This window comes from Bacillus sp. ISL-41, from assembly GCF_018613235.1.
In the GTDB taxonomy this organism is placed as follows: domain Bacteria; phylum Bacillota; class Bacilli; order Bacillales; family Cytobacillaceae; genus Mesobacillus.
In genome coordinates this window covers 24,095-39,948 of record NZ_JAGGQP010000020.1, presented here as the reverse complement: position 1 = coordinate 39,948, position 15,854 = coordinate 24,095, and the positions used below count along the sequence as shown (strand labels likewise).

Below are 15,854 nucleotides of genomic sequence, written 5' to 3'. Positions count from 1 at the left end.
CTGCATAGAAGGCAATCATTTAAAAATTACTAATCAGTATGGTTTTTTCATAGGTAAGGGAAGAAACGAGAATGACTCAGTAAGTCACTCCCATTTCTTGTACTTTTTTCTAGACCTTTTCTAGCGAATAGGTTTCCATTTTCGTAAAAACAGTGTATTGCCAACTACTGAAACAGAACTGAAAGCCATAGCTCCTCCAGCGAGAATTGGGTTTAAAAGGCCGATTGCTGCAACCGGTATCAATATGACATTATACGCAAATGCCCAGAAAAGATTTTGTTTGATTTTTCTCATTGTAGATTTTGATAAGCTAATTGTATCAACTATTCCCATCAAATCACCTCGCATTAAGGTGATATCCGCAGCTTCCATAGCAACATCTGTACCTGTTCCAATGGCAATACCAACATGCGCAGCAGCTAGTGCTGGTGCATCATTGATACCATCCCCGACCATGGCTACAATTTTCCCTTCCTGCTTCAATTTTTCTACCTCGGCTGATTTGTCTTCTGGGAGAACTTCGGCAAGTACCCGATCAACCCCCACCTGATTGGCGATAGCCTCGGCTGTCAATTTATTATCGCCAGTTATCATAATAACTTCTATGCCCATTTTTTTAAGGTGTTTAATTGCTTTTGCAGATGTTTCCTTTACTGTATCAGCAACTGCGATTATACCGGCAAGGTTGTCATTAACTGCTATTAACATAGCAGTTTTCCCTTCACCTTCAAGTTTTTCCATTCGATTTAATGCAGTATCAATAACGATACTATTTTTGTGCATTAACTTTTTATTCCCTATAAATACCTTTTGATCATTTATGTCCACTTGAATTCCATGCCCTGGGATGGCATTAAAATTTTGAGCATCCTGGAGCTGAAGATTCTTCCCTTTTGCTCCATTAATAATTGCTTCTCCAAGTGGATGCTCTGATCCTTTTTCGGCAGAAGCAGCTAATTGCAATAATTCATTTTCACTGTATTCCCCAAATGTGATGATATCTGTTACATCGGGTTCTCCTTTAGTTATAGTACCGGTCTTATCCAGTACAACGGTAGTTACCCGCTGTGCTGTTTGAAGATGTTCAGCTCCTTTAATAAGGAGGCCATTTTCAGCACCTTTTCCAGTACCAACCATTACTGCAGTTGGTGTAGCCAAGCCTAATGCACAAGGACATGCAATAACCAGCACAGCAATAGTGCTGACAAGGGCAGGCGTAAATCCTGCCAGGAAATAAGTTATAGCAAAAGTACCTAATGCAATTAGTATGACAATCGGGACAAAGATTCCAGATATTTTATCGGCAAGTTTCTGAATAGGGGCTTTTGAGCCCTGAGCTTCTTCGACAAGTTTGATAATTTGAGCTAATGCAGTATCCTTTCCAACTTTGGTCGCTTTAAAGGTAAACGCCCCGTGTTTATTTACAGTTGCTCCAATAACTGTGTCGCCTTTTCCTTTTGTAACAGGCATACTTTCACCGGTAAGCATGGATTCATCAACTGTAGTATTTCCCTCGATTATTTCTCCATCTACTGGAACCTTTTCTCCTGCTCGAACAAAAATCAAGTCACCTGTTTGAACCTCTTCTAGTGGAATATCAAGTTCTTCTCCATTTCGTAGGACCTTTGCTGTTTTTGCTTGAAGTCCCATGAGCGTTTTAATCGCTTCTGATGTTTGTCCTTTTGCTCTTGTTTCAAGCAATTTACCCAAAACAATTAAGGTCATAACAATGGCAGCTGCTTCATAATATAAAAATTGCCCTGTACCTAATATCGTGACAATTAGACTGTAAAAATATGCTGCTGATGTCCCCAGTACAACTAAAACAGCCATGTTTGCACTGCCCCCACGAACCGCGTTGAAGGCATCACGGTAATAATGGCCACCTACATAGAATTGAACTGGAGTAGCAAGAAGGAATTGAACCCATGGACTCATATGAAAGAACATCCCATTTCCATATTCCATCGCAAAATCCGATATCATTTGAACTAAGAAAAACACAGATAAGATTGCTCCTACAGTAAATTTTCTGACCTGAGTTTTGTATTCCTTTTCCCTTGCACTGCGTTCATAATCATCATCCCGATCGCCTACTACCCTGGCATCATAGCCGACTTTTTTTACAGCTGCCATGATTTGCTCGATATTTGTATTTCCAGGAATATATTCAATAATTGCTTTTTCAGTTGCTAAATTGACAGCTGCACCAGTAACTCCTTCGACCTTTTCCAACGCTTTTTCAACACGAGTTGCACATGATGCACATGTCATTCCGATGATATCGAGTTGAACTTTTTCCTCTTGAACCCCATAGCCGGTCTTTTTTATTTTAGCAATGACATCATCAACAGTAGCAACATCAGGATCATATATAACAGAAGCTTTCTCTGTAGCGAGGTTCACATTAGCCTTTTGTACACCTGGAACTTTGGCAATGTTTTTCTCGATGCGTGTGGCACACGCAGCACATGTCATTCCAGTGATATTCAATGTGACGTTTTCTCCTGAAGGATTAGTTTGAGTCTTTGCTATAGATTTCTCATCCATTATTCTTCCTCCTTTTTAGATAGAAATAAGGATACATACTATATTTTTAAAAACTGTTATATACCCACACAGGGTATGTATTTTTTTAAAAAGAAAGGGTGTCCCATTAAGCACACCCTTCTTCATAATTAATTCACATCATAACCTTGATCATCAATAGTTTCCTTAATCTTATCCAGGGAAACTTCCGTTGGGCTGTATTCAACATCGACTTTTCCGCTTTCTAGATGAACTTTAACATTTGAAACTCCAGATAATTCTCCTACACTACCTTCAATCGCTTTGACACAATGTCCACACGACATACCTACTACATTTAATGTTACCTTTTCCATTTCTAACAGCTCCTTTACTTTTTTATTAACTTATGAATAGTAACGAGTACTTCATCTATTACATCGAAATCTCCTTGCTCCAGGCGGTCCACTACGCATCCCTTTAAATGTCCTTCTAAAAGAACTTTTGCCACGCTGTTCAACGCAGATTGGGTTGCTGATATTTGTGTAATAACATCATCACAATAAGTGTCTCTTTCGATTAACCCTTTTATGCCACGTATTTGACCTTCTATTCGGTTTAGTCGAACCACAAGCGAGTTTTTCACTTTATCCGAGTGATGACTTTTTCTTTCAAACGCGTAACAATTTACTTCATCAGCGATTAAAGTATTCGTTTTTATTTCAGGATGCATTTAGCTTCCCCCCTTCTACAATTAATATACTATACCCCAGTACCCTATGTAAATATAAATAAATTTAATTTTTGAAAAATATGTAATTAATGTGAACGCGAAACAAGAGAAGCATTGTAGTTGATTTCCAGTTTGCTTTGTTGGCATTGCCTGTCTACTACCTATGTATCATTTTGTACATAAAAAGGGGTTTATCATTTTAGTGTCATTAAGATATTTAGCAAGTTGAATACTCGATTCTGCGAATCCATTTCTTAAACATAGTTGCCATCTAAAAACACTGAAATGTCTTCTACAGATCTGCATAACCGGGTTTATTGTTCTATTACGGGACATAAAGAAAATGAATGATTGGCACTATTACGGAGAATTTAGGAAAAGCCATCCCTCGTTTATTATACAGGGGTGGCTTTTAGGTCATGCTTCACTCTTTTGACAGTATACTTCATGCAATTTTATATAATTTCCTATAACAGGTTACATTTCTATTTAAGATCACTTTTATCCTGACTTCCTACTGTTACCTTCTTCAACAATTTCTTCCCATGTTTTCCCACTATCACTACTTGTATATACATTTAGTAGGTCGGTTGCAAATGAGAGCTCTTTTTTGTTTTCACGGTTTACGGCAATATAAGAGATATTTCCCTCAAAGTATTGGGGCATATTTAAATTACTGAAACTACTATCACTGATATTAATTTGTAAGATTCGCTTGTCACCATTATTTGTTCCTGCAATTATTGTATCATCATCTGAAAATACAGCAGCACTCACACTTAAATCCGTTACTATCTGTTCAAACGAATCCCCATAGTTCTCAGAAAGATAGAGACCCTGATCTGTTCCAATTGCGAATGTTCCCTTTTTGGAAGGATGTGCCGCCATTACTAAAGGAGAGCCGGAAATCCCTTGCAAATTCATTAAATTCCAGGTTTCTCCCTGATTATTTGAGTAGTAAAATCCTTGTTTTTTCATTTTGGAATTAGGTTCAGATGCAAAGACATAGATTTCTTCTGTTTCGTACCCTACGGACAATGCATGGAAATCTGCCTCCCCATGCAAATCAACTACATCAACCGTCTGTCCATTGTCCTTGCTTTTTACAATTCCTAAGGGATTTTGAAGGTTAGAACCAGGTGCTGGGTGTCCACTGCTGTAAAATCCATCCTTAACGGGTGAATACCCCATATAATCATTTTTTGGTCCTTCTGGTATTGACCATGATCCATTAGAGTATACCTTTAAACCATCATGGACTGCTGCAATTAACTTTTCTCCATCTTCTGAATAGCTCAGACCATGCAAGTCAGAAAATGTCATTTTATTTCCTCCGTTATTAGGAAGAAGAATTATAATCACGAATAAACCCATTACTACTAGAAAGAGCCACCCTAAGCCAAACTTTTGCTCTTTGTTTTGTTTCTTCTTTTTAGTCATCGTTTCCTCCTGAAATTTATTATTCCTTTACTTTTGTTACTAATATCCCATAAAGCTGTGCATTTTTTATGAAGCACCGATATTGACAAACGGTTCTGATTTAACAAGAGGGAGATGGGCAAACTTTGAAGAATTGGGTTTCGATCTTCTGTCAAAAGTTCCGTAGGTGGATAGAGTTATAGACTCTATCACAATCGCAAAACTATCAATTTCCGTTTACTTCCTCAGCTTCCCAATAATATTCACTGAAAACTTCCGCAAATGCTTTAATAGAATGATCCAATTCAATGCTATTATTCTCTATTCCTCCAAACTCAAGCAGCATCGATTGGCTGGAAAGGTCCTGATTATATACTCCATTTCCATCATCTTTTGTCTTTACAAAAACACCTCTGCTGATTCCTGGGAATTTCTCTTCTAGCATTTTATTCAATTCTTTGGCTAAGGCAAGATTACTTTCATAGTTTTTATTTTCCCTCCCCACTATAAAAAATAATCTTGCAAACGGTTTTCCGTTGATCATTGTAGTTGTAAGCTTTTTAGGTTGGGAATCCCTGTGAATATCAATAAGATAACTAACAGATGATTCTTGTGCCATTACCTCTTTTACTGTCTCTCTTGAAAGCGTATATGAATCATTGTAATTCCAATTTTTCTTTTTTAATTCCTCTGTAACATTGGACGTGCTATGGCTTGCTCCAATGCCTTTCTTCATTAATTCGTCTCTTAGCTTTTTCCCCACTGCTATTATGTTTTTACTTTCATTTAAACTTACAGCTTCATTTGCGGTCTTCTTTCCAGGCAACGAGGGCAAAAAAGCTTCCCAGCTGTGGGAATGATAAATATATGCCACATCCTTTCCAGTTTTAAGGACAGGGGAAATCCCTTTTTCTTGTGAAACATTTTTTTTGCCTAGCTTCTGTTCTGCCATTTCTTTCTCTTTCAAAAGCACTTCTAACGGGGGAGCAGATTCCATTGGCATTGTGGTAATATCTGTCCCAATTCCTGCGATAGCAATTTCGGTATTAAAGTTGGAAAAACCCGGAACTTCTCGACCAAGAAATGTTCTAATGTCTTCTGGCCAAATATTTGTAAAAGTGAGAAATACTGCTCGGGAGATAGAGTGTGTTTCTTGTTCATTAATAAGTGATCTAAGCGAGCCTATTTCAGTTGCCATGAGACTTAGGATGATATTAGTATGTACCTTTTCGCTAGTAGCTGTAATAAAGGAAGAATTTATTTTTTCTTTAAAATCAAGAAAATTAAAGAAAAATATAATACTAATAATTAAGAAAAAAAGCGCGAAATAAATCGTGTGAACTCTAATTAAAAATATAGTATTTTGATGTCTTTTGTTCATTCGCTCACTCCGTTCTATAACTATCAACTTACTCGATTTATATGACCGGAAAGAGAATAATAGACTAGATTTCCATGTAGACTTTTAGGGTAAGGGCTTTGCCGGCATGTTGGAATTCAGACATCTTGAAGACAAAAAAACAGACACCAAGTGTCTGTTTTTTGGGTTACTATACCATTTGCCGGCATGCTTCTGCACATTTAAAGCAAGCCTCAGCACATTTTTGACAGTGTTCATGTGAATGCTTCTTGCATTCGTTTCCGCAAGCCTCGCAAATATCAGCACATAACTGGCAGATCTGTTTTACAAAAGGACTGTTTGATTGCATAGATTTGGCAGCGAAAGCACAAATGTCTGCGCATTCCCGATCCATTCTTATACATTCTGCCATCATTTTTAAGTCTTCTTCATGGAAACACGCATCATAACAAACATTACAAGCCTCCATACATTCAAGGCAAGCCTGAATACACTGTTCATAAGTTTGGTTATACATGTAATCTCCCTTTCTGTTTTTTTCCTTTCATTTGATAGGTTACCCATGCATTAAGTAAATAAACTGCATATAAAATGCATATTTTTCAAGATGCTCGCATTAACGCTCCGATTTATAAATAAAGTGATGATACAATCACAAAGCAAGTTATATCCAATTATCCCCAATAGAACTCTATTCTATTTTCCTTCTATTTTTGCTTTGGTAGACGCTTCGTATAAAAACAGCCCATTGCAGCATGAAAATAACTGTTACGGTTACTAAAAAAGGCTTTTGTACCCAATTATAACTGCCTAATCTAAAAAAGAAGAGGAAAAATGCAGTGTGCAATACTACTAGAATATAAAGTGTCCCACTTTTCTTTTGAAGGTAGTCCCAACTCCTTTTCCCTAATACTTTTATTGCATAATTATTTGATACTAAAGCAAGCAGAAATAAGTAAGCTAATCCCACAGCACCAACTAGGTTGGCGAGGGTGAAACCCGAATCAAACGAAAGCTGGCCAGTTTCTTGGTTCACCCCAATGATCAGTCTGATCGGTTCCCAGTAAAACCACCCCTGGAATAGTACATATACATGTAGTAAAGCCATGATAAAACACCAAATCCCTAACTCCCTTCTCCATGATAAAAAGCGAATAAATAGGTTATTTAATCTACTTAATGGACCGATCATAATGGTAATGAAGAGAAGAAGAAGAGATACATCGGCATAAGCTCTATTCCAAGCATGCATAGAACTCCATTCAGATCGACTACTTAAGAATAGGTAGACAAGAATACTGCTTGTCAATCCAACAACCATGTGCCTCATAAATAAGTTCATAAAAATTATTCCTTTCTATATTAACAGTCCTACATAATGATTTAAATTGAATGAGATGTGCAAGAAAATCTTAGAAAAAACGCCTTTTTTCTTTAACCTTAAATTTCAGACAAGCATATACACACTCTGGTACGAGCACGAAACAAAAGAAAATTAAAAAGCCAATTTATAGAGCAGGGCTTTTAAATCCCTTCCTGTTTTATCCAAATTTGCCACCTCCTATTTAAACAATCTTAACATTACTTTTTGCAGAAATTTCTAATTATTAATTTGATAAAATAAAACTTTACAAAAATTTCATGGTAACTCATACCCAAATAACTATTTCTAAAAAAACGACGAATTTTCATCCATAATTTCTGCAATTATTTGTATTATGATTTCCTTAAAAAAATTTCAGGAGGTATACAGCATGAAATTAAAGTTACTTTCAATTCTCATTTTCTCCACCCTTTTTATTGCTGCCTGTTCCAGTAGCAGTATGAGTGAAATGGATCATAAAAACATGGAAGAAGAACCTAGCTCTGAAGTAAAAGAAAATTTAGAAGGTCTACAAACTGCTAACGTTACTGAAACACTTACTGGCAATGAAATAAATATTATTGCCAAAGAAGCCAAGCATCAGCTAAGTGAGGATGTTAGTGTAAAAGCACTTACTTTCAATGGTTCTGTTCCCGGCTCCCAAATTCGGGTAAAGCAAGGAGAGAAATTAAAAATAAATCTTAAAAATGAACTGAATGAACCAATCTCTATACACTGGCATGGAATTACAGTGCCAAATGAAATGGATGGCATCCCAGGTGTGACACAAAATGCAGTCCAGCCAGGTGAAAGCTTCACCTATGAATTTACCCCTGAGGATCCGGGAACTTATATGTATCATACCCATCAAAATGCTGTTGAACAAATGGATAAAGGGCTTTATGGTTCATTTATTGTAGAGCCAAATGATAAGTCTTATGATCGTGATTATACCCTTATGCTAGACGAGTGGATGAGCAAGCCAGAAGAAGCTGAATCCAGTATGGAGGGAATGGACCACGGTAATATGGATTCAGACGAGGACAGTGATAAAGAAACTGATTCTGGTGGCATGGATCACGGCGATATGGGGTCAAATGAGAATGAAAGCATGGATGGAATGGAAGAAATGGGCCACGATATGAGTGCTTACGATATCTTTACGATAAATGGCAAAAGCGGTAACAGCATTGAACCATTAAAGGTCAAAGAAGGAGAAAAGGTCAGAATTCGTCTTGTCAATGTAGGGTATATGTCTCATAAAATTCACCTGCATGGCCATGACTTTAAAGTCGCAGCAATTGACGGACAAGAACTAAATAAACCAAAAGAATTGAAGGATCAAGTAATCTCAATAGCACCTGGTGAGAGATATGACATTGAGTTTACGGCAAACAACCCTGGAGAATGGTTCATAGAGTGCCACGGAGATATGGAAGGTTCAAGTGGAATGAATACAAAAATTCAATATGAAAACTCTACTGATTCAGCTGACAAATCTAACAAGTCCGAAGATTTACCTGAATTTTCCTTTATGAATTATGGCGGCTCTGAAAAGGGTGAATTTTCACTGGATCAAAAATATGATATTGAATATAAAATGGATTTAAACACAACGATGGATGGCAACGAAATGGCATATACGATTAACGGCAAAACTTTCCCAGAAACTGATAGTATAAATGTCGAGGAAGGCGATCTTGTTAAAGTAACACTGACCAACAATTCTATGATGGATGATCATCCTATGCACTTGCATGGTCACTTCTTCCAGGTTCTTAGCAAAAATGGAAAACCTGTACAAGGTGCTCCAATCATGAAAGATACGATTAATTTAAAACCTGGTGATGAATATGTCGTTGCATTTAAAGCAGACAATCCTGGTAACTGGCTATTCCATTGTCACGATTTGCATCATGCCACTGCAGGAATGGTGAATATGGTTAAATATGATGGGTTTAAAGTAAACTTCACTCCAGATCCTGATGCAAATAATAAACCTGAATAATAACCTCTTCCGTTAGAGCATTAAAATGTAGAATAAGAAACTGATTTCAAAGAGGAAGCCTACCCGGCTTCCTTTTTTTACTTTCAGTCCCTTCTTCAATCGGTATATATAGCCTTTCACCAATGTGTTTTTCCGATTTCCTCCCTAGTTGGAACCTAACTAGATTTAGTCCTCGCAACTTCTTCTAAACTTACCGGAGTTGTTGATATTGGCCTCTTTCTTTACGAAAGACTGATTTTTCAAGCCACTTTCCGGCAGTCGAAGTCAAATTGCGTTGGCTATCAGGCTAGCCTTTTGAATCGCTTAACAGTTGCTGCCAACAGCACGATTCTTTTATACTTGTCCATTCATCTCCCCGATTAGTTTACTTGTATTTACTGTCCATTTTACTAGCTTCCATGGTATACAAAGCCTCCTTTACTAAGGGGAACCCTTAATTCATTTTGATTCTATAAGTCAAATGTGTAGAAACAATCGAGTTTATGTGACGAATAATTGTATTCATTCATGCAAAAAGCCGCCCTCCAAGATAAGAGGCGCGGCATCCATCCATTACTTCATGATCGTGATCCCATTTGGGACTTCTCCAACCTGAATCGTTTGTTTTACTTCTTTCGCTTCAAGATCTATAATGCTTACCGTATCTTCGAACATATTGGTCACATACGCCGTCTTACTGTCACCGCTCAGCACCACACCATGCGCTCCTTTACCCGTTTCAATTGTGGAAACTGCTGCTTTTGATTTCAAATCTACAATCGTTATGCTATTAGAAGGATTACTCTCTGTTCCCTGGTTGGCCACGTAGGCAAATTGATCATTAGCATCAAGATATACTTGAGCCGGGCCAATACCGACTCCTACCTTCTCTATGTTTCCACTTTCAAGATCAACAATTGCCAGAGCATTTTCAGCATTGAGCGTTGTTACCAATGTCTTCCCATCAGCGCTTATTCCTGTCGTGACCGGAGCGGCACCTACCTGTATTTTGCGATCTTCTTTCATTGATTCGAGATTAATGACACTGACAGAATCCTCACCCATGTTCGCTATATAAGCATGCTTGCTGTCGCTTGATATCCTGAAGCCATGCGGGCCTTTCCCTGTTCCTATTGTATTGACCACAGTGTAGTCTTTGGTATCAATAACGGAAACATTATTGTCCTCATTGTTTGTGACAAGGGCGTATTTTCCATCCTCTGTATACACAACATGGGCCGGATGGCTGCCGACTTCTACTTCTTTAAGTAACTCATCCGTTTCAGTATCATAAAAAAGAGCAAAACCGTTCATTTTCATATCATGTCCTCCATCATCATGTCCGTCATCTCCAAGCTCTCCCATGCTCGGGACAATGGTGGCCGCAACTGATTTTCCATCAGGTGAAACCTGAATATTATGGACAACGCCTTCTGCTTGAATCGTTTTAACAACCTCATTGTTGATAGCATTTACCTTGCTTATTGTTCCCCCTTCATTGGCTGTAAAATAAAACTTGTCTACCTGAGCATTTTTTGATGCTTGTTCTGATTTTTCTTCGACTTGCTGCTTTTCCTTGGCAGTCGCCTCTGTAACATCTTTGGCAGGTTCGGTACCACACCCGGCAAGAAAGATACCTGCTGCTATCACTAAACTTATCCCTCTAAAATAAGATTTTCTCATGATCTGAATTCCTCCTTAATGTGATTACTCCGATAGCATAACCGGGTTCTCCTATCGGAAATGTGATGCACATCACAAAAAGAAAAATATCAAGAAACATTTTAACAATTTCTTGAAATTCATATTTACTGCAATATTTTAATCTACAATATACAATTCCAAAGTTTACAGACTTGGTAAGGTATGGACTTTTCATTGACACTCAGGCTCTTAATCCGCGCAAAAATAACTCGTAACTCATATGCCAGTTCGAGTGTCATTTAAACTTTTTAACCTCAAAACTGAAAGGTTAAAGTAAAAGGTGAGTTGGTTTTAAATAACATGTAAATTAATAATATTAACTTAGTAAACAGTGCAACAAAATAATAAAGATGGCACCCACTTATAGGTACCACCTCCAAGTAATTTAAGAAGAAAAATCAAAATAATTCCTCTTCAATAGTCTCGGCTTATCCATAAGCTCCTTAAAACTGATTGTATCTCCAATTATCTTGGTATCTATTAGAAACAATTGATCCTCAATCTCCTTAATTACCTTTTCTTCCTGGTATACCATCGTACAACCTTTGCAAATCACAGCCGGTGTCTCCGTGATTTCTATTGCCCTTGACCCATCTGGCAGCTCCCAATAAACCTTACTTACTCCTAAAATTGCTCTCCCTCCACACCACTCACAAATCTTGTTCATGATCAATCATTCCCCGCTGGTTCTTTTTCTAGGCCAATTTTGTTTGCTGAAGTTTGTTGTTGAGCTTTAAATTTCTTTTCTTTTAATTCATCTCGTTTTTCCCGCTTATCCTTTAAAGAAGAATGATCTGGATCTTCCTGATATTTTTGTCTTCTATCTAGGCGCTGAAGATCTTCTGGGACGAGATTGAATTTCTTATCATTCATCACAGCGGATATACCAACATTCGATTTATACTTTTCATATTCAGGATAAATAGTCTTGAAATAATCTTCTGCAGTTCCTGATACATAATTTTGAGGCTCTGGATAAGATGTGATGACACCTTCAAAGTTACGTAACACTACTTTGTCTGCACTTTGTGAAATCAGGTAATTAGGTTGTAGAGAAATCTTTCCTCCGCCACCTGGACTATCAACAACAAAGGTTGGAACAGCATATCCTGAGGTATGGCCGCGTAATCCTTCAATAATCTCAAGCCCTTTTGAAACTGGGGCACGGAAGTGGCTAATTCCTTCAGATAAATCGCACTGATAAATATAGTAGGGGCGTACCCTTATTTTTACTAGGTCATGCATTAGTTTCTTCATAATTGGAACACTATCATTTATTCCAGCTAGAATAACAGACTGATTGCCAATAGGAACACCTGCATTCGCCAACATCTCGCATGCTCTTTTAGAATCCTCTGTAATTTCTATTGACGTGTTAAAGTGAGTGTTCAACCAAATTGGGTGGTACTTTTTTAAGATTGAACATAAATTTTCTGTAATTCGCTGTGGAAATACTACTGGTGCACGGGTACCTATTCGAATAATTTCCACATGTTCAATCTCACGAAGTTTTTTTAGAATATACTCTAAAATTTGGTCGTTTATTAATAATCCATCTCCACCAGAAATTAAAACATCCCTTACCTCTTCAGTATTTCTAATATAATCAATTGCTGTATCTAATTGCTTTTTGGGTACTCCCATTCCAATTTGCCCTGAAAATCTTCTTCTCGTACAATATCTACAGTACATTGAACATTGATTCGTTACTAGAAATAAAACGCGATCTGGATATCGATGTGTTAGTCCCGGTGCTGGGGAATCTTCATCTTCGTAGAGTGGATCTTCTAAATCATATTTTGTTTTATAAGTCTCACTAGATATAGGCACAGACTGTTTGCGAATTGGACAATTTGGATCATCAGGATTCATTAGCGAGGCATAGTAGGGAGTTATATTAAGTGGAATTGTTTTTGTTGAGATTCGAACACCTTCCTCCTCTTCAGGTGTCAAATTAATAACTTTTTTCAAATCATCCAATGTTCGTACTGTATTGGTTAATTGCCAAAGCCAATTATTCCACTGTTCTTCAGTAACTCCTTTCCAAAGATCAATTTCCTTCCAATGTCTTTTGGGTTTATATAATGTTTGTTTCATAATTGCCCCTCCTCTATACATTTTCACTCACTATTCAATTTGCAATTTCCGTGCCAACTTGAATTGTTAATTCTAAATGTTGGTGACAAGGGGGTTTATCCGTTGAATACACTTATAGGCTTACGAAAACGCAAAAAAACTGCCAATTAACGGGCAGTTAAATTTCAATATGTTTTTTATTAGTTAGTGAACAGTTTGCACAGTATTTAAACTAATTCATAATTATTTATCGTAGTAATTTATTAAATGGGGAATTTAAAATCGACTAAATATTAATTGTTTTCTAACTGGGGTTAGACACCGCTATGGAACCCAACAAAGCCATATAAGGACGAGATGTAATATTAAAATCTCGTTGGTATTACTTATTTTTTCAATACAAAGTGCTGATTTCTTGGCATTCCCATGCCCAAAAATTGGCATTAGCGGCATTATCCCTGTAAATGGATAATTCTAGTTGTCCTAAATTGTTTAGAAAATTACTCAAACCTATCTTGCTTACTGTTAAATTCGATAAATAGGCGAATGGGATACCCTTCCAACTACATTACATACTCAAACTTTTTTGCTGCTCCTGAAATTATATGACTAATCATGTGGTGGTTAATTCATTAATTTGCATTTTCATTTTTCTTTAATTCAATTTTGACATTGTAGCCAAATTCCATAAACATCTGAATCAAATTAGATCCATCCAAAAGAGTCAGCGGCTTTCCTTTAGCAAATTCCCATGAATCGTTTCCATAATAACTTGTAGTAACTAATATTCCTTTTACTGCACCTTCATCTGCCATTATCCCATTCAACTCGCGAACTGCTGATATAGGAACCACTTGGTTGTAACGTTTTGCTTGAATGATAAATTTTCCGCCACGAATAGGGTCAGGGTCAAAAGCAACGGCGTCAATACCTCCATCACGGGTCGCTTTCGTTACTTTTACCTCAGCACCAACTGCGGAGAAATATTTTTCAAATAGTTCTCTTACTAAGTGCTCAAAATCTTCCCACGGCATAGCTGCTAAGTTGGGAATAGAATTAATCTCAGCTAAGATTTTTTTTGATTCTACAAATCGCTGATCTTCACGGTTAAGTTCAATTATTGGCCTTACTGGTGCTAACTGGTATAAAGCACCCGCGTTTAATCCCTTTAGACTTCGAAAACAATCTTTCGGTATTACCTTTTCTAGATTTAATGCTAAAAACTCATCCTTCATTGCTTGTAGGCTTACAATACAAGAGTGAAAATCTTGACCAGTTGAAGAATCAACCCCATGTATCCATCCATTAAATACAATAAGTTCAGTTGTATTACCATAATCAGCACTATAACACTCGTAAATATTTCGAAGTGTTAATTGGTAAATAATATCCTCGTAGTATTCTTCAAATTCTTTTTTCTTCATCTTTTTAGTAACAATTTCTTTACGAGCTTGTATAAATTTATATTCAATGATGTCTGGAACATTTCCTGGTAGGGGTAAATCAAAATCAATAACCAAAGCTTTTGCTTCAGATAGATATTGGATCTCAAAATTTTTATTTATTCCCTCTGGATAAACAGAAGAATCAATTACTGTACCAAAGTATTTTTCCACAAATGGAGTAATTGAATCCTCATATGCAAGTTTAAATTGTTTTACTGATTCGTTAATCTCCCTTTGTTCGTTAATAAATTCATTTTTTTCTCTTTGATATTCAGTGTAGGCATGATTATATTCCTTTTCTGCCTCATTCATCTTTTCAAGCCTCTTCTTCTTTAAAGATGGGAGAAAAAGCTCAAAAAATTTATCCTCTTTTGGAACATTTACCAACGCAATGAATTTTTCTAAGTTAGGTTCCTCAACTTCGTAAGTTTCCTTACTAAAAAGCTTGTCCCAATTAATAGAATGCTTTCTATTTAATGAGAACTGAAGAAGATTCCGATATTCTTCAATTAGCTCTAGAGATCTTTCGGTATCTGTAATCGCAGAGCACTTTAACTTTTCAATCCTTTTTTGGTTCTTAACTTTCTTTTCTTTATCTTTCCACCGCTGCTTTTGATTTTTAACTTTTTCTTCTAATTCCCAATGGGTCTTAGCTGTTATAACTTTATCTTCTTTTAGATAACGATTGGATATGTGAGTACGAAGCACTGATTAGATAACCTCCGTCATTTTCCAAGTTACTAAAAGTTTAACCATATATTTATAAAATAATAATTATAAAAACGTTACTTATTAAGCAAAAAAACATTAAGTATCCAATCTTTTACTTAAAGTTCATATGCCAAAAATTCTTGTTTGTTCCTTTTATTTATGGAGCTAACTATCAATGGCTATAAATGTAACCTATGCTCCTAATAAGTAAAGGAAAAAGAACAAACAAGATCAAATAATTAGTTTTCAACTTAATTATTTTATTAGTGCTACTTTTAAAACCGACTGTTTAATTAGAAAAGTAAAAAGCTGAAGTTACGAACGGTTATTTCACTGTCCCATAGCGAATCGTTATTTAATTTTAAAAAAGCCCCCCAAAAAGTAGAGAAGATCTTTCCTCTACTTATTTTCATTGATTGGCGAGCTTCAGTAATTTATGAATTTTTCAATGATCTTAAGTATAATTCCAGAAACCCTTTTGCCATTAGTTCTAAATTCGGATTATTTCTACATATTCTGGTGCAAGGTGGCTGGTTAGGACTGACATG

General features: G+C 36.6%; 12 protein-coding genes. 1 reads left to right on the top strand and 11 read right to left on the bottom strand.

Translation table 11 applies throughout. From position 1 onward, the window contains the following. Positions 1 to 120: 120 nt before the first annotated feature. The 7 genes from J7I80_RS09935 to J7I80_RS09905 form a co-directional block, all read right to left on the bottom strand. Entirely contained in the window at positions 121 to 2,550 is a 2,430-nt protein-coding gene (locus J7I80_RS09935; RefSeq protein WP_214738052.1) for a heavy metal translocating P-type ATPase, read from the bottom strand. Positions 2,551 to 2,678: 128 nt separating this feature from the next. Then, positions 2,679 to 2,885 carry a copper chaperone CopZ gene (gene copZ / locus J7I80_RS09930; RefSeq protein ID WP_214738050.1) on the bottom strand — a complete coding sequence of 69 codons (207 nt, stop codon included), beginning with the start codon at positions 2,883 to 2,885 and terminating at the stop codon, positions 2,679 to 2,681. Positions 2,886 to 2,899: 14 nt separating this feature from the next. Beyond that, positions 2,900 to 3,241, bottom strand: a complete 342-nt coding sequence (locus J7I80_RS09925) for a metal-sensitive transcriptional regulator (RefSeq protein ID WP_214738049.1) — start codon at positions 3,239 to 3,241, stop codon at positions 2,900 to 2,902. A gap of 501 nt (positions 3,242 to 3,742) precedes the next feature. Beyond that, entirely contained in the window at positions 3,743 to 4,681 is a 939-nt protein-coding gene (locus J7I80_RS09920; protein WP_214738048.1) for a F510_1955 family glycosylhydrolase, read from the bottom strand. 205 nt (positions 4,682 to 4,886) lie between these two features. After that, positions 4,887 to 6,041 (bottom strand): stage II sporulation protein P, encoded by a 1,155-nt coding sequence (gene spoIIP / locus J7I80_RS09915; protein ID WP_214738046.1) that lies wholly within the window; start codon positions 6,039 to 6,041, stop codon positions 4,887 to 4,889. A gap of 169 nt (positions 6,042 to 6,210) precedes the next feature. After that, on the bottom strand, positions 6,211 to 6,537 hold the full coding sequence (locus tag J7I80_RS09910; protein ID WP_214738044.1) for a four-helix bundle copper-binding protein: 327 nt from the start codon (positions 6,535 to 6,537) through the stop codon (positions 6,211 to 6,213). 174 nt (positions 6,538 to 6,711) lie between these two features. After that, positions 6,712 to 7,362 (bottom strand): ferric reductase-like transmembrane domain-containing protein, encoded by a 651-nt coding sequence (locus J7I80_RS09905; RefSeq protein ID WP_214738042.1) that lies wholly within the window; start codon positions 7,360 to 7,362, stop codon positions 6,712 to 6,714. A gap of 412 nt (positions 7,363 to 7,774) precedes the next feature. On the opposite strand from J7I80_RS09905, the gene J7I80_RS09900 reads away from it, so the two are divergent. After that, positions 7,775 to 9,391 carry a multicopper oxidase family protein gene (locus J7I80_RS09900; RefSeq protein ID WP_214738040.1) on the top strand — a complete coding sequence of 539 codons (1,617 nt, stop codon included), beginning with the start codon at positions 7,775 to 7,777 and terminating at the stop codon, positions 9,389 to 9,391. 552 nt (positions 9,392 to 9,943) lie between these two features. Here J7I80_RS09900 and J7I80_RS09895 read toward each other — a convergent pair. From J7I80_RS09895 to J7I80_RS23655, 4 genes are all read right to left on the bottom strand, one after another. After that, positions 9,944 to 11,053, bottom strand: a complete 1,110-nt coding sequence (locus J7I80_RS09895; protein WP_214738038.1) for a YncE family protein — start codon at positions 11,051 to 11,053, stop codon at positions 9,944 to 9,946. Positions 11,054 to 11,459: 406 nt separating this feature from the next. Further along, the gene (locus J7I80_RS09890; protein ID WP_214738036.1) at positions 11,460 to 11,741 is read right to left on the bottom strand and encodes a YokU family protein; all 282 of its coding nucleotides are present in this window, start codon (positions 11,739 to 11,741) and stop codon (positions 11,460 to 11,462) included. Between the two features lie 2 nt (positions 11,742 to 11,743). After that, a complete protein-coding gene (gene kamA / locus J7I80_RS09885; protein WP_214738034.1) occupies positions 11,744 to 13,171 on the bottom strand; it encodes a lysine 2,3-aminomutase in 1,428 nt (475 codons plus the stop codon). Between the two features lie 611 nt (positions 13,172 to 13,782). Next, a complete protein-coding gene (locus J7I80_RS23655) occupies positions 13,783 to 15,303 on the bottom strand; it encodes a restriction endonuclease (protein WP_214738032.1) in 1,521 nt (506 codons plus the stop codon). Positions 15,304 to 15,854: the final 551 nt, after the last annotated feature.